Source organism: Streptomyces sp. NRRL S-350 (assembly GCF_000719705.1).
Classification (GTDB): domain Bacteria; phylum Actinomycetota; class Actinomycetes; order Streptomycetales; family Streptomycetaceae; genus Kitasatospora.
In genome coordinates this window covers 1-14,324 of sequence record NZ_JOHO01000078.1, presented here as the reverse complement: position 1 = coordinate 14,324, position 14,324 = coordinate 1, and the positions used below count along the sequence as shown (strand labels likewise).

Here is a 14,324-nt window from a genome sequence, read left to right as displayed (position 1 = left end):
GGAGCCGCCCCCCGAAGACCGCGTGGTCGCCGGGATGGTCATGACCGACCGGGGCGGCCGGCCGCGGGTCGCCCGGGTGCCGCCCGGTGTGCGGGAAACACGCTGGTCGGAGGTGTCGGAGGTGCTGTGTAGGCTCAACGGTCATGGCGAGGGTGACGAGGGACGATGTGGCGCGGGCGGCGGGGACGTCCACGGCGGTCGTGAGTTATGTGATCAACGACGGGCCGCGGCCGGTGGCGCCGGCGACCCGGGCCCGGGTGCTCGCGGCGGTCGAGGAGCTCGGCTACCGGCCCAACCGGGTCGCCCAGGCCATGGCGCGGCGGCGGACCGACCTGCTCGGGATGGTCGTGCCGGACGCCCGCCAGCCGTTCTTCGCCGGGCTCGCCCACGCCGTCGAGCAGGCCGCCGCCGAGCACGGCCGGCTGCTGCTGATCGGCAACTCCGACTACGCCGACGAACGCGAGGCGCACTACATCCGGGCCTTCCTCGGGATGCAGGTGGACGGCCTGATCCTGGTCACCCAGGACCCGGCAACCCCCGGGCTGACCGGCTTCGACGTGGCCGACGGCACCCCGGTCGTGCTGCTGCACCACCGTGCGGAGAGTTCCGACGGCGTCGCCGTGGTCGCCGACGACGAGGGCGGCGCCCGCGAGGTCGTCCGCCACCTGCTGGGGCACGGCCACGCCGGGGTGCACTGCTTCGGCGGCACCCTCGCGCTCAGCCCGCACGACCCGGTGACCGGCCGGACGGCCGGCTGGGTCGCCGCGCTGGAGGAGGCCGGGCTGCCCACCGAGGGGCTGCTCACGCCGGCACCGTTCGACCGCGTCCGGGCGCACGCCGAGGCGCTCGCCCTGCTCGCCCGGCCCGACCGGCCGTCCGCCGTGTTCTGCGCGACGGACGACCAGGCGATCGGCCTGTTGCGGGCCGCCGACGACCTGGGGATCCGGGTGCCGGAGGACCTTGCGGTGGCCGGCTTCGACGACATCGCCGAGGCGGTGATCGCCGGGCCGGCGCTCACCACCGTGACCACCGCGCAGGACGAGATGGCCCGCGCCGCGCTGGAGCTCATCCTGGGCGGGGCCGAGCGCCGCGCCACCGGCGCCCGGACCTTCCCGGCCCGGCTGGTGGTGCGGCGCTCCTGCGGCTGCCCTTCGCCGGACCGGCCGGCCCCGGGCTGACGCCGACTCGCTCCCGCAGGGCGTCAGTTGAGCCGGAAGGTGGCCTCGACCGGGTAGTGGTCGCTGGGCGCGCCGGTGTCGGGCTGCCCGGGCACCCAGCCCGGCTGCGGGTCGAAGTCGACCTTCACGGTCGACATCGCGGTCGGCACCGGGCGGCCCGGGGCGTTGAGGTAGCCGATGTAGTCGAGGTCGTCGCGGTAGTCCTTGGGGAACGTCTCGACGCCCGACATGTACTGGCACCAGGCGGAGACCGGGCAGTCCATGGTGGCCAGGCTCTGGCCGGGGTCGGTGGCGGGGGTGCCGAGCACGCCGTTCACCGCGTTCTGGGCGTTGGCGTGGTCGCCACGGGCCTGCCCGTGGAGGTACTCGACGTTGAGGTCGCCGCCGATCAGCACCGGAGCGCCGCTGCCGACGATCCCGTCCACCCAGGCGCGGATCTCGGCGAGCTGGCCGAGCCGGGTGGACTGGGTGGTGTCGGTGGAGACGTCCGACTCGTCGGCCTGCAGGTGGGTGCCGACCACCCAGGCGGTGCTGCCGTTCTTGGTCACCTTCACCAGCGCCGCGCCCTTGTTGGCGTGGTAGTCCCAGGTGCCGTACGTCGAGTTGGCGAACACGTGGGCGTACTGGGCGGTGATCGGGTACTTCGAGAGGATCATCGTGCCGCCGTTGATGACGAACCACGAGCTGGAGCAGTTGCCGCTGATGCCCGTCCAGCCGCCGCCGGAGCAGGTGCCGCCGACCACCGGGGTGCGGTACGGGTAGAGGTCGGCGAGTTTGCTGTTGATGTCGGCGGTCGAGCTGTTGTTGAACTGCTCGTCCAGGATGACGACGTCGGCGTCGTGCTGACGGACGATCTGCTCGATCACCGGGGTGCGGCGGGCGGCCTGCTCGTTCTGGGTGCTGTCGACGACGGCGGTGCCGAGGTCGACGTTGAACGCGAAGACGGACAGCGTGGTGGGGCCGTCCGGGGTGCCGGCGGTGGCGCTCGGGGCGGTGCCGCCGAGCAGCAGTGCGGCGGCGGCCGCCGAGGTGAGGGCGGTGGCCGTGCGACGCGAGAGCATGGGCGTTCTCCTGGGGTTCGTCTACCCTGCGGGCCCGGCGGCCGGGGTGGCCGGCGGCCGGGAACTGGCGGACGAACGTTAGCTACCGCCCGGTACTTGGGGAAGAACGCCAGGGGAGCAGCTCCGGCCGATCATGTGGCCGAGAGATGTCTGTACAGGTCGGGACGGGTGGGCGAGAAGATGTCTGTACACCCTTGCACCGCCTGCCGGAGTCGCGCGAACCGCCGTCAGTCGTCCAGCAGTTCGTCCGCGAGCAGGTCCATCAGCAGGTTGTCGTGCCAGGTGCCGTCCGAACCGCGCTCGTACTGGCGCATGGTGCCGACGGTGCGGAAGCCGACCTTGGTGTAGCAGCGGATCGCGGCGAGGTTGTCCGCGGCCGGGTCGATCACCAGCCGGTGGTAGTGGTGCTCGTGCACCAGGTGCCGGGCCATCGTGCGCACGGCGTCGGTGCCCAGGCCCAGGCCGTGCACCGACGGGTCGAGGTAGAGGTCCATCCCGGCGTGGCGGTACTCGTCGTCGTTGTTGGCGTACCACTGGATGGCGCCGACCACCTGGCCGCCCACGTCGATCGCGAAGGTCTCGGTGTCGGGCGATTCCAGGTCGTTGGCGACCTCGGCGGGCAGGTCGTCACCGCCCCGCCAGCGGGCGAACACCTCCGGCGTGGCGCGGATGGCCGCCAGGGCCGGGATGTCGTCGGTGGTCGCCGGGCGGAGCGTCACCAGGGTGCCGTGCAGAATCGTCCCCATATGGGGCATGTTGGCACGGAAACCCCGCTCCTGCGAGCGCTTTTGCCACACTCATGGCAGGACACCACCCCGGACGGGCGGAGCCACGCAGCGTGGTCGCGGCGCGGCACGGCGGAACCCGCGGAACCCGCGGAACCCCCGGAACCCGCGGAACCCGCGGAACCCGCGGAACCCGCGGAAAATTCTTCGCGGCGGGTGTCGATCCGGCGCGAGCCCGTTCGACGCACGGGTGAGAGGCGGGGAGAAGCCCCGCCCGGTCAACCGAGGAGTCACCATGCCGCGCTTCATGACGCTGATCCGGATCGACGAGCAGGCCCGCGCCGGCTGGGAGCCGGACCCGGAGTTCGACCAGCGGATGGGGGCCCTGTTCGAGGAGATCACCAAGGCCGGGGTGATGCTGGAGACCGCCGGGCTGACCCCGACCTCCCAGGGCACCCGGGTGACCTGGAACGACGGGAAGATCGGCTACACCGACGGCCCGTTCACCGAGACCAAGGAGGTCATCGGCGGCTACGCCGTCCTGCAGTGCAAGGACAAGGCGGAGGCCCTGGAGTGGACCCGCCGCTTCCTCAGCATCCACCCGGTGCAGTGGCGGGTCGAGTCCGAGGTCCGGCAGATCGAGGAGATGGTGCAGCCGCCGCAGTGATCCCCGCAGTGCTCCTGCGCAGCCGGCCCGCGGCGACGGTGGCCGCGGCGGCGTTTGCCTCCCTCTCCGCCGACTGCTCTGATGGGTGGCCGTGACGGAGAGGGATGCGGCGGCGGCCGTCGAGACGGTGTTCCGGATCGAGTCCGCGCGGATCATCGCGGGTGTCGCCCGGATCGTACGGGACGTGGGCATCGCCGAAGAGCTGGCGCAGGACGCGCTGGTGGCCGCGCTGGAGCGGTGGCCGCAGGAGGGCGTCCCGGAGAATCCGGGCGCCTGGCTGACGGCCACCGCCAAGCACCGGGCGATCGACCTGGTCCGCCGCCGGGAGGTATACGCCCGCAAACTCGCCGAAGTCGGAAGGTCGTTGGAGGACGCGCCGCCCCCGGAGCCGACCGAACCGGACGACATCGACGACGACCTGCTGCGGCTGATCTTCACCGCCTGCCACCCGGTGCTCTCGGCGGAGGCGCGGATCGCCCTCACCCTCCGGCTGCTCGGCGGGCTCGCCACCCCGGAGATCGCCCGCGCGTTCCTGGTGCCCGAGTCGACGGTGGCGCAGCGGATCGTCCGGGCGAAGCGGACGCTGGCGAAGGCCGGAGTGCCGTTCGAGGTGCCGTCCGGGCAGGACCGGGCGCAGCGGCTCTCCTCGGTGCTGGAGGTCATCTACCTGATCTTCAACGAGGGCTACTCGGCGACGGCCGGGGACGACCTGCTGCGCCCGGGCCTGTGCGAGGACGCGCTGCGGCTGGCCCGGGTGCTGGCCGCGCTGATGCCCGCCGAGCCGGAGGCGCACGGGCTGGCCGCGCTGCTGGAGTTCCAGGCCTCGCGGACGGCCGCCCGGACCGGGCCCGACGGCCGGCCGGTGCTGCTGGCCGAGCAGAACCGGGCCCGCTGGGACGGGCTGCTGGTCCGGCGCGGCTTCGACGCCCTGCGGCGGGCGGGCACGGGGCCGTACTCGGTGCAGGCCGCGATCGCCGCATGCCACGCCAAGGCGCGCCGCTACGCGGACACCGACTGGGCGATGATCGCCGCACTGTACGAGCGGCTGCTGGCACTGTCGCCGTCCCCGGTGGTGGCGCTGAACCGGGCGGTGGCCGTCTCGATGGACCGGGGCCCGGCCGCGGCACTGGAGTTGGTGGACGCGCTGGCGGCCGAGCCGGCCCTGCGCGGCTACCACCTTCTGCCGAGCGTGCGCGGCGACCTGCTGGCCCGGCTGGGGCGGACGGGCGAGGCCCGGGTGGAGTTCGAGCGGGCGGCGGAGCTGACGCGCAACGAGCGGGAGCGGGAGCTGCTGCGGGAGCGGGCGGCGGGGCTCGGGTAGCCGGGGGCGGGGGCCGGCGAGCCGGGGCGGGGCTCGGGTAGCCGGGGGCGGGGCCGGGGAGCCGGATTCCGGGGAGCGCGGGCCCTCCGGGGTCAGCCGGGCATGTGTCCAGCGCCCAGGGGTCTGGCCCGGGCCAGGATGTCAGGGGGGCTGGCTCAGGACCAGGATGTCAGGGGGCTGGCCCGGCTCAGGGGGTCTCGTCCAGGCGCAGCCGGGTGCTGACCTCGCCAAGGCCCTCGGCGAGGACGGCCAGCTGCTCGCGGGTGAGCACGTCGATCAGCAGCTCGCGCACCAGGGCGACGTGCCCGGGCGCGGCCTGGCGCAGCACCTCCCGCCCGTGGTCGGTGAGTTCGGCGACGACGCCGCGCACGTCGCTGGGGCAGGAGCGCCGGGCGACCAGGCCGGTCCGTTCCAGTTGGGTGACCTGGTAGGTCAGCCCGCTCTTGGAGGTGACCAGCCGGTCGGCGAGTTCGGTCATCCGCAGCGAGTCGCCGGGGGCGGCGGACAGGTGCACCAGGATCTCGTACTGCTGGTGCGAGAGGCCGGAGTCCTCCTTGAGCTGGCGTTCCAGGCGACGGTTCAGCAGGTTGCTCGCGACCACGAAGCCCCGCCAGGCGGCCATCTCGTCCTGGTCCAGCCAGCGGGGTTCGTTCAGAGAGGACATGGGTGCAGCGTACTCCTGTTGTTCAAATTCGAACGAAGGTGTACCGTCGAACGAGTAGAGGTTCAAATTTGAACAACTGTGGGTCCGGCAACCGCGAACCCGCACGATCGGTCCCGAGGAGGACGCCATGAGCGCCGCGGCCCCCGAGCGCATGCCCGCCCTGTACCTGTCGCACGGCGCTCCGCCGCTGGCCGACGACCCGGTCTGGCCGGGCGAACTGGCCGCCTGGTCCGCCGAGCTGCCCCGGCCCAAGGCCGTGCTGATGGTCTCCGCCCACTGGGAGGAGGCCCCGCTCGCCCTGGGCGCCGTCACCACCGTCCCGCTGGTCTACGACTTCTGGGGCTTCCCCGAGCACTACTACCGGGTCCGCTACGCCGCCCCCGGCGCGCCGGAGCTCGCCGAGCGCGTCCGCAAGCTGCTGCGCGCCCCCGGCACACCCGTCCAGGACATCCCCGACCGCGGGCTCGACCACGGCGCGTACGTCCCGCTGGTCGAGATGTACCCCGAGGCCGACCTGCCGGTGCTGCAGGTCTCGCTGCCCACCCTCGACCCGCAGCGGCTGCTGGAGATCGGCCGCAAGCTCGCCCCGCTGCGCGACGAGGGCGTGCTGATCGTCGGCAGCGGCTTCTTCACCCACAACCTGCGGGCGCTCAGCAGCGACGGCCGGATCACCTCGGTGATGGCCGAGTTCGACGACTGGGGCCGGCGTGCCCTGGAGGCCCACGACCTCGACGCGCTGCTCGACTTCGAGCACAAGGCCCCCGCCGGGCGCCTCGCCCACCCGCGCACCGAACACTTCGCCCCGCTGTTCGTCACCCTCGGCGCCGGCGAGGCCGACCTGGACAGCCAGCGCAGCATCATCGACGGGTTCTGGATGGGGCTGGCCAAGCGCTCGATCCAACTGGGCTGACCCGCCCGCGCCGCGCCCGGCCCCGACTCCCGCCGCGCCGCGCCGCTACAGCGAGCAGCAGGTGAAGCGCTCGCCGATGTGCTCGGGCTGCTCGATCTCGTCCACCAGGGCGACCGCGTAGTCCGGCACCGAGATCCGACTGCGCCCCTGCGCGTCGGTGAGCAGTTGCTCCAGTCCGGTGCGGTAGCGGCCGGACCGCTCCCCCGGCCCGATCTCGGCAGCCGGGCTGAGCACCGTCCAGCGGATGTCGGAGACCGTCCGGTAGAAGTCGAGCGCCGCGCCGTGCGCGTGCATGATCTGCAGGACCGGCTCCGGCAGGCCCGGGGCGTCCCAGACCCGCACGCCCGGCGCGGTCTCCAGGCTGCCCGCCCCGCCGACCGCGACCAACCGCGGCGCGGCGCCGTCGAGCATGCGCAGGCCCTCGACCAGGGAGCGGGCGGCGGGCTCGATCAGTGCCAGGTGGCCCGGGCCGTCTCCGCCGCCGACGGCGCTCACCAGGACGTCCCGTCCGGCCGCGACCCGGGCGACGTCCGCCGGATCCAGCACGTCCGCGCGCTCGACGAGGGCCGCCCCGCCCCGGTAGCGCCCCGGGTCCCGGACCACGGCGACGACCTCGTGCCCGCGCGCCACCGCCTCCGCGACGACCGCGCTGCCGATGGTCCCGTTGGCGCCGATCACGGCGATTGCGGCCATGGGGTACCTGCCTGGTGACTCGAAGGGGTCTGCACGCGCCGAACGGCGTCGGACAGATCGATTATCGGACGGATTCCGGGCGGCGGCCGAGGGCTTCGGCCTATCGTGTGACGACCTGTCGAAAGCCTCCGAGGAGCGGTCGGACGATGATCATGATGGACGGCGACCCCGTACGGGACGCCCTCGACGCCTCCCTGCGGATCCTCGCCCCGCACGCCGAGGACCACGACTGGAACGCCCCGGCCGGACCCGTGGAGTGGAGCTGCCGCGACACCGCCGCCCACATCGCCCACGACCTGCTCGCCTACGCCGGCCAGCTCGCCGCCCGGCCCCGGGACCGCTACCTGCCCTTCGACCTCACCGTCCGCCCCGAGGCCGGGCCTGCCCAGGTGCTGGCCGTCGTCACCGCCGCCGGTCAGCTCCTCGCCACCACCCTCGACGTGGCGCCCTCCGACCTGCGCGCCTACCACCACGGGCCCTGCGGACCGCAGGGCTTCGCGGCCATGGGCGTCGCCGAACTGCTCCTGCACACCCACGACATCACCCTCGGCCTCGGCCTGACCTGGCAGCCGCCCGAGGAACTGTGCGCCTACGCGCTCCACCGGCTCTTCCCGGACGCACCGCGGGAGGAGGCGTCCGCGCGGCCCGGGGCCACCCTGTTGTGGTGCACCGGGCGCGGGGAGCTGAACGGCCGCCCGCGCAGGTCCACGTGGAACTGGCGGGCGGCCACGGGCGAGTGGGACGACTAGCCGGGCGCCGGACCAGGCCGCCGGACCAGGCACCGGGACAGGTCGCCGGACCCGGTGCCCGATCAGCCGGGAGGTGTCACGCGTCGCCGGTGGCGACGCGCTCGGCCTTGCTGCGCTCCACACAGAACTCGTTGCCCTCCGGATCGGCCAGGGTGGCCCAGCCCTTGCCGTCCGGAGTGCGGTGGTCGGCCACCACGGTGGCGCCCAGGGCGACCAGGCGCTCCACCTCCTCGTCGCGGCTGCGGTCCTGCGGCTGGAGGTCGAGGTGGACCCGGTTCTTCACCGACTTGCCCTCGGGCACCCGGATGAACAGCAGCGAGGCGCCGGCGGAGTCCACCACCGCCTCCTCGTCCCCCGGGTTGTCGTCCTCGCCCAGGGCGCCGTCCAGCGCCCGGGCCCAGAACGAGGCCAGGGCGTGCGGGTCGGCGCAATCGATCGTCACATGTCGTACCAGAGAAGCCATGCGGCCTACTCTGACCGGCGTCGTCCGGATCCGTCCAGCCGATTCCGGGAGTGCCGGTGGCCGTCAAGGGGGTACGGCGGGAAGGCGGGCACGATCTCCGCCAACCGGTAACCGGACTTCTCCGCGACCCGGCAGGAAGCGTGGTTGTCGCCCGCGTGCAGCAGGTCGATCCGGTGCAGGCCGTCCGCTTCGAAGGCGGCGAAAGCCCAAGCCGTGAGCGCCTCCACCGCGCGCGGGGCCACGCCCCGGCCGCGGGCCGGGCCCGCCGTCCAGTACCCCACCTCGGCCGTGTCCCCACCCGGGGTGCCGCGTTTGAGCACGACGGTGCCGACCAGCTCGTCGGCGTCCAGGACGGCGAAGCTGAACCTGGTGCCGGCCGCCCATCCCTCGTGCTGCAGGGCCAGCCAGGCCGCGGCCTGCTCGGGGCCCTCCACCGGATTGCGGATGAAGCGGCGCAGGGTCTCGTCCCGGTGGATCTCTATCAGGGCCGGTGCGTCGGTGTCCTCGAAGGGGCGCAGCAGCAGGCCCTCCACCGTCGGGTGCGCGGCTGTCGGGTGCGCGGCTGTCGGCTGCGCGGTGACGGTCACTTCTGCAGCCCCTGCCAGCCCCAGCGCGGGGTCGGGCCGGGCTCGCCGAGGTCGGTGCCGGCCGGGGAGCGGGAGACGTCCTCGGCGATCTTCGTGCCCCAGTCGAAGTACTCCAGGACCCGGCGGCGCAGCTGCTCGTCCTCGGGCAGCTCCTGGCGGACGGCCTCGGCCATCAGCTCCATCCAGCGCACCCGCTGCTGCTCGGTGATGGCCAGGCCCAGGTGGGCGCGCAGCAGGGCCTGGTGGCCGCCGAGTTCGTCGGTGAAGGCGGTCGGGCCGCCGAAGACCTCGGCCAGCCAGACGGCGACGTGCTCGATGTGGGCGGGGGTGAAGTCGGCGAAGACCGGAGCGAGCAGCGGGTCCGCGAGGACGCCCCGGTAGAAGGTGTGGCTGAGGCGGCGCAGGGCGTCGATGCCGCCGACCGCGTCGTAGAGGGTGTCGGGCTGTCGGTCGTTCATGGGCGTGCTCCCCGTGTGGTGTCCGTGCGCTGCGACCTTCCTAGCAGGCGGGCGGTGGCCCCGCAGGTGCTGCGGGCCCGCTGTTCGCGCCAGGCACAGCAAGCGGAGGGGGGCGTTCCCGCTCCCCGGCCCGGTCGGCCACGCGCCGCACTGGCGGAAGGGCGCCGGCGCTCCCGCTTGACCCTGACACTGGCGGCAGGGTCGGAGGGTGGCCGCATGGACACTGGGAACGCAGCCCAGAGTCGGGTCGTGGTGGTCACCGGAGCCGGGACGGGAATCGGGCGGGAGACCGCGCGGGCCTTCGCCGCCGAGGGGGCGCGGGTGCCGGCCGTCGGGCGGCGGCCGGAGCCGCTGGCGCGGACGGCGGCCGCGCACCCGGACCGGATCGGCCCGCTGGTCGCGGACGTGATCGGGCCGGGCGCGCCGGGGGCGATCGTCGAGGCGGCACTGGCACGGTTCGGGCGGCTGGACGTGCTGGTGAACAACGCGGGTGTCAGCGGCGGCGGGCAGCTCGGCGGGTACACCCGCGAAGGCGTCGAGGCGTTGCCGGCCACCAACCTGGTCGCCCCGGTCATGCTCGGCCAGGCCGCCCTGCCGGCGCCGGCGGAGAGCCGGGGCGTGATCGTCAACGTCAGCACCGCCGTCGGGCAGCGCGGCCGGCCGTCCAACGCGGTGTACCCGGCGCCCGGTGCGCGGGGTGACACCCCCGATCGGGGGTGTGCGGGGGGCCTGCGGGAGGGGACAGTGGGCGCATGCAGATTCCACTCTCCGTGATGGACTTCCTCGACCGCGCCGAGCTGGTCTACGGCGACCGGGTCGGCATCGTCGACGAACCGGTGCAGCCGGCCGAATCCTGGGGCGAGCTGAGCTACCGCCGGATCGCCGGACTCGCCCGGGCCCAGGCGGCCGGACTGGACCGGCTCGGGGTCGGGCCCGGCGAACGGGTCGCGATCGTCTCGCACAACTCGGCGCGGCTGCTCACCTCCTTCTTCGGGGTGAGCGGGTACGGCCGGGTGCTGGTGCCGGTGAACTTCCGGCTGAAGGCCGAGGAGGTCTCGTACATCGTCGAGCAGAGCGGCGCCTCCGTCCTGCTGGTCGACCCCGAGGTCGCCGACGCGCTGAGCGGGGTGGCGGCCGAGCACAAGTTCGTGCTCGGCGCGGACAGCGACGCCGTGCTGTACGACGGCGACCACGCCCCCCGCCGGTACGCGGTCTCCGAGAACGACACCGCCACCATCAACTACACCAGCGGAACCACCGCCCGCCCCAAGGGCGTTCAGCTCACCCACCGCAACATCTGGCTGAACGCGACCCTGATGGGCCTGCACTACGGCGCGAACGACCGCGACGTCTACCTGCACACCCTGCCGATGTTCCACGCCAACGGCTGGGGCATCCCGTTCTCCCTGACCGGGCTCGGCGCCCGGCACATCGTGCTGCGCAAGGTGGACGGCGCCGAGATCCTGCGCCGGGTCGAGCGGCACGGGGTGACCTTCCTGTCCGGTGCGCCCGCCGTGGTCCAGATGGTGCTGGACGCGGCCGCCGACTGGGACGGCCCGGTGCCCGGCCGGGACCGGGTGCGGATGATCGTCGCCGGCGCCCCGCCGCCCACCTCGGTGGTGCAGCAGGTCGAGGAGCGACTGGGCTGGGAGTTCATGCAGCTCTACGGCCTGACCGAGACCTCCCCGATCGTCACGGTCAACCGCTCCCGGGCCGAGTGGGACGCGCTGCCGGCCGCCGAGCGGGCCGAGAAGCTGGTCCAGGCCGGCTCCCCCGCGCTCGGCACCCAGCTGCGCGTCGACGACCAGGGCGAGGTGCTGGTGCGCTCCAACACCGTGCTGGCCGGCTACTGGCGGCAGCCGGAGGCGACCGCCGAGGCACTGCGGGACGACTGGTTCCACACCGGTGACGGCGGCACCCTGGAGGACGGCCGACTGACCATCTCGGACCGGAAGAAGGACGTCATCATCAGCGGCGGGGAGAACGTCTCCTCGATCGAGGTGGAGGACTGCCTGTACAGCCACCCGGCGGTCGCGGAGGCGGCGGTGATCGGGGTGCCGCACGAGAAGTGGGGCGAGACGGTGAAGGCGCTGGTGGTGCTCCGGGAGGGCCACGAGGGCGTCACCGAGGCGGAGTTGATCGCGCACTGCAAGCACCGGCTGGCCGGCTTCAAGTCACCCACCACGGTGGAGATCCGGGACACCCTGCCGCGCACCGCCACCGGGAAGCTGCAGAAGTTCCGGCTGCGCGAGCCGTACTGGACCGGGCGCGAGCGGCAGGTCAACTGATCCGGCGGCTCAGCCGACGAGGCCTGATTCCCTTGCGGCCAGGGCGAGTTCGGTCCGGTTGCGGACGCCGAGCTTGTGCATCGCGGACTTGAGGTAGCCCGTCACGGTGTTGCAGGTCAGGCCCAGTCGGGCGGCGATCTCCGGGTTGGTCCGGCCGGTCGCCGCCCAGCGCAGCACCTCGTGCTCGCGTGGCGTCAACGGCCTGACGGGGACGGGCGGTCGGGACTTCTCGCGGCTCCAGGCGGCGGCCCCGGCGAGCGCCCGGGCCGCCGCCTGGGCCAGCCTTCCGACGGCGGAGATCCGGACGTCGCCGAACGGCACGACGGCGCGCACCGAGGCGTACACCACGCCGCGCACGGTGCCGCCGTCCAGCAGCGGGACGGTGAGCATCGCGTAGAGGTCCTCGGCGGCCACGGCGGCGTCGTACTGGTGCGAAATGGTCGTGTCCGCACGGTAGTCGGGCACCCAGGTGGGTGCGCGTTCGGCGAGCGCGCGGCCGCCGAGGCCGAGGCCGGCCGGGACGGCCACGTCGTGCAGCAGGTCCCCACGGGTGCCGGCCCAGTGGCGCAGCACCATGCCCTCACTGCCGGCCCGGCTCCCGGGCAGCCGCTCGGGCACGCCGACCAGGCCGACATCGGCGCCGCACTCGGCCACCACCCGCCGGGCGAGGTCACCGAGCACGGAGTCCCGCACCAATTCGGCGGCACGCACGGCGACCTCGGCGGCGCCGGAGTGCGCACCGGCGGCGCCGGGTTGCGCAACGGCGGCGCCGTGGGGCGGGGATGCGGCGGCGTCGCCGGGTCGCGCAGCGTGGGGGGTGTCCGCGCTTTTCATCGCGCGATTGTCACACGTGGCGGGGCCGGTGGCGAGAGCCCTGACATGCGTCTTTCGTGGAACGGCGGGCGGGGTCGGCCGGGCCCCGCGTAGGGTGCGGCCGGGATTACCGACGGGTAGCGCGGCCGGCCGGGACGACGGGAAGAATCGGCCGAGACGACGGCAGGAAAGGGAAAGCGATGACGACGGACCGGAACACCCCGGCGGACGTCCTGGGCGGACTGCTGGCGGACCTGCGCGCCGAGAGCGCGGCCCTGGACGAACTGGTCGCCGCCCTGCCGGCAGCGGACTGGGCCCGCCCGACACCCGCCGAAGGCTGGACGATCGCCCACCAGATCGCCCACCTGGCCTGGACCGACGACTGGACGGCGCTGACCGCACGCGACCCGGAGGCCTTCGGCGCGGCACTCGGCGACCACTTCGGCGCACTGCAGGCAGCCGGCGCCGACCCGGTCGAGACCGGTGCGCGCGAGGGCGCGGCCGCCGAGCCCGCGGCGCTGCTCGCCCGCTGGCGGACCGGACGGGAAGGGGTGCGGGCGGCCCTGGCCGCCGTGCCTGCCGACGTACGGCTGCCCTGGTTCGGCCCGCCGATGAAGCCCGCCTCGATGGCGACCGCCCGGCTGATGGAGACCTGGGCGCACGGCCAGGACGTCGCGGACGCGCTCGGCGCCACCCGCGAGCCCACCGCCCGGCTGCGGCACATCGCCCACCTGGGACTGCGCACCCTGGCCTTCGCCTTCTCCGTGCACGGCCGGCCCGCCCCGGACCGCCCGGTCCGGCTCGAACTGACCGCCCCCGACGGCGGTTCGTGGACCTTCGGCCCGGCGGAGGCGCAGGACGTGGTGACCGGCCCGGCCCTGGACTTCTGCCTCCTGGTGACCAGGCGCCGCCACCGGGACGACCTCGCCCTCACCGCGACCGGCCCGGTCGCCACCGCCTGGCTCCCGATCGCCCAGGCGTTCGCCGGAGCCCCCGGCAAGGGGCGGCCGCCCGGGTCCGGTTCGTAGACCACCGGCCACCCGGGGTTCAATGGCGGGCATGGACAACCTGCTCGGGCGCCTGCCCGCCATCCCCGACCTGCGCGACCGCTGCCGCGCGCTGGCCGCGCTCGACGCCATCCTCAGCCCGGACGACTGGGAGGCGCGCCACCACTCCTTCGACGCCTCCTGGGACGAGGACGAGCGCGAGGAACTGGCCTCGATGCGCAACGGCCAGGGCGACGACTGGATCGTGGTGTTCTCCCCCGCCGGCGCCTACGGCCGCGGCTTCGACCACGAGGCGCCCAACGCGCCGGAGCTGCTCGCCGCCGTACCCGAGGAGTTCCGCCGCTTCGCCGAGGAGCCCGCCTTCGGGGACGAGGACGGGCCCACCGTGACGGTCTGCTTCTGGCGCGCACCGGACGACGGCGACTGGGAGGGCGTGACCGCCGCACCGGGCGGGGACGGCCTCCGGAACCTGTGGAAGCCGCTGCTGGACGGCTCGGCCGAGGCCTACCGGGCCTGGGCCGAGGACTACTTCGAGCCCGAGCACGACCTCGACCCCGACGCGATCGGGCACGTCCTGGCGCTGCGCCCGCTCACCCCGGCCGTGGTGGCGGCGCTCAACCCGGACGCCGACCTGGAGGAGCTGGCGGAGGACCTCGTGGAGATCGGCTACCCGGGCTACCCGGGCTGACGCATCCGAGCGGGCCGGGCGGGGGCTGCGGGGGCCGGGCGGGGGCTTGCCG

Annotated in this window: 17 protein-coding genes; 9 read left to right on the top strand and 8 right to left on the bottom strand. The window is 74.1% G+C overall.

The features are described 5' to 3' along the window. Positions 1–143: 143 nt before the first annotated feature. Positions 144–1,178 carry a LacI family DNA-binding transcriptional regulator gene (locus tag IF30_RS0136270; protein WP_030246568.1) on the top strand — a complete coding sequence of 345 codons (1,035 nt, stop codon included), beginning with the start codon at positions 144–146 and terminating at the stop codon, positions 1,176–1,178. Positions 1,179–1,201: 23 nt separating this feature from the next. Here the strand turns inward: IF30_RS0136270 and IF30_RS0136265 are convergent, their stop codons facing one another. Beyond that, a complete protein-coding gene (locus IF30_RS0136265; protein WP_030246566.1) occupies positions 1,202–2,239 on the bottom strand; it encodes a sphingomyelin phosphodiesterase in 1,038 nt (345 codons plus the stop codon). Between the two features lie 227 nt (positions 2,240–2,466). Beyond that, positions 2,467–2,985, bottom strand: coding sequence for a GNAT family N-acetyltransferase (locus tag IF30_RS0136260; protein ID WP_030246565.1), 519 nt, complete (start codon positions 2,983–2,985; stop codon positions 2,467–2,469). A 274-nt stretch (positions 2,986–3,259) separates the two neighbouring features. Here IF30_RS0136260 and IF30_RS0136255 point away from each other — a divergent pair, with 274 nt between their 5' ends. Then, positions 3,260–3,631 carry a YciI family protein gene (locus IF30_RS0136255; RefSeq protein WP_030246564.1) on the top strand — a complete coding sequence of 124 codons (372 nt, stop codon included), beginning with the start codon at positions 3,260–3,262 and terminating at the stop codon, positions 3,629–3,631. A gap of 91 nt (positions 3,632–3,722) precedes the next feature. After that, positions 3,723–4,952, top strand: coding sequence for an RNA polymerase sigma factor (locus IF30_RS0136250; protein ID WP_420791196.1), 1,230 nt, complete (start codon positions 3,723–3,725; stop codon positions 4,950–4,952). A 187-nt stretch (positions 4,953–5,139) separates the two neighbouring features. Here the strand turns inward: IF30_RS0136250 and IF30_RS0136245 are convergent, their stop codons facing one another. Continuing rightward, positions 5,140–5,607, bottom strand: a complete 468-nt coding sequence (locus tag IF30_RS0136245) for a MarR family winged helix-turn-helix transcriptional regulator (RefSeq protein ID WP_037902374.1) — start codon at positions 5,605–5,607, stop codon at positions 5,140–5,142. A gap of 136 nt (positions 5,608–5,743) precedes the next feature. On the opposite strand from IF30_RS0136245, the gene IF30_RS0136240 reads away from it, so the two are divergent. Further along, complete coding sequence (locus tag IF30_RS0136240; protein ID WP_030246561.1) at positions 5,744–6,526, top strand: dioxygenase; 783 nt, start codon at positions 5,744–5,746, stop codon at positions 6,524–6,526. 45 nt (positions 6,527–6,571) lie between these two features. On the opposite strand, the gene IF30_RS0136235 is transcribed toward IF30_RS0136240, so the two are convergent. Continuing rightward, the gene (locus tag IF30_RS0136235) at positions 6,572–7,219 is read right to left on the bottom strand and encodes an NAD(P)-dependent oxidoreductase (protein WP_030246558.1); all 648 of its coding nucleotides are present in this window, start codon (positions 7,217–7,219) and stop codon (positions 6,572–6,574) included. Between the two features lie 146 nt (positions 7,220–7,365). Here IF30_RS0136235 and IF30_RS0136230 point away from each other — a divergent pair, with 146 nt between their 5' ends. Continuing rightward, positions 7,366–7,968, top strand: coding sequence for a maleylpyruvate isomerase N-terminal domain-containing protein (locus IF30_RS0136230; protein ID WP_234322973.1), 603 nt, complete (start codon positions 7,366–7,368; stop codon positions 7,966–7,968). 76 nt (positions 7,969–8,044) lie between these two features. Here the strand turns inward: IF30_RS0136230 and IF30_RS0136225 are convergent, their stop codons facing one another. Genes IF30_RS0136225 through IF30_RS0136215 form a run of 3 tightly spaced genes read right to left on the bottom strand, consistent with a single transcriptional unit; the run spans position 8,045 to position 9,476 of the window. Beyond that, on the bottom strand, positions 8,045–8,431 hold the full coding sequence (locus IF30_RS0136225) for a VOC family protein (protein WP_030246553.1): 387 nt from the start codon (positions 8,429–8,431) through the stop codon (positions 8,045–8,047). A 5-nt stretch (positions 8,432–8,436) separates the two neighbouring features. Beyond that, on the bottom strand, positions 8,437–9,018 hold the full coding sequence (locus IF30_RS0136220; RefSeq protein WP_051711972.1) for a GNAT family N-acetyltransferase: 582 nt from the start codon (positions 9,016–9,018) through the stop codon (positions 8,437–8,439). Beyond that, the gene (locus IF30_RS0136215; protein ID WP_030246544.1) at positions 9,015–9,476 is read right to left on the bottom strand and encodes a group II truncated hemoglobin; all 462 of its coding nucleotides are present in this window, start codon (positions 9,474–9,476) and stop codon (positions 9,015–9,017) included. Before IF30_RS0136215 ends, IF30_RS0136220 begins: the two co-directional genes overlap by 4 nt. A 216-nt stretch (positions 9,477–9,692) precedes the next feature. Here IF30_RS0136215 and IF30_RS0136210 point away from each other — a divergent pair, with 216 nt between their 5' ends. Together IF30_RS0136210 and IF30_RS0136205 are read left to right on the top strand one after the other, a co-directional pair. Next, positions 9,693–10,250 (top strand): SDR family NAD(P)-dependent oxidoreductase, encoded by a 558-nt coding sequence (locus IF30_RS0136210; protein ID WP_078891981.1) that lies wholly within the window; start codon positions 9,693–9,695, stop codon positions 10,248–10,250. Further along, positions 10,229–11,764 (top strand): AMP-binding protein, encoded by a 1,536-nt coding sequence (locus IF30_RS0136205; protein WP_030246542.1) that lies wholly within the window; start codon positions 10,229–10,231, stop codon positions 11,762–11,764. The genes IF30_RS0136210 and IF30_RS0136205 overlap by 22 nt, the downstream gene beginning before the upstream one ends. A 9-nt stretch (positions 11,765–11,773) precedes the next feature. Here IF30_RS0136205 and IF30_RS44260 read toward each other — a convergent pair whose 3' ends face one another. Beyond that, complete coding sequence (locus IF30_RS44260) at positions 11,774–12,598, bottom strand: helix-turn-helix transcriptional regulator (RefSeq protein WP_051711969.1); 825 nt, start codon at positions 12,596–12,598, stop codon at positions 11,774–11,776. 179 nt (positions 12,599–12,777) lie between these two features. Between IF30_RS44260 and IF30_RS0136195 the strand changes: the two genes are divergently transcribed. Beyond that, a complete protein-coding gene (locus tag IF30_RS0136195) occupies positions 12,778–13,605 on the top strand; it encodes a TIGR03084 family metal-binding protein (protein ID WP_051711967.1) in 828 nt (275 codons plus the stop codon). A 31-nt stretch (positions 13,606–13,636) separates the two neighbouring features. Beyond that, the gene (locus IF30_RS0136190; protein ID WP_107054609.1) at positions 13,637–14,272 is read left to right on the top strand and encodes a hypothetical protein; all 636 of its coding nucleotides are present in this window, start codon (positions 13,637–13,639) and stop codon (positions 14,270–14,272) included. Positions 14,273–14,324 lie beyond the last annotated feature (52 nt).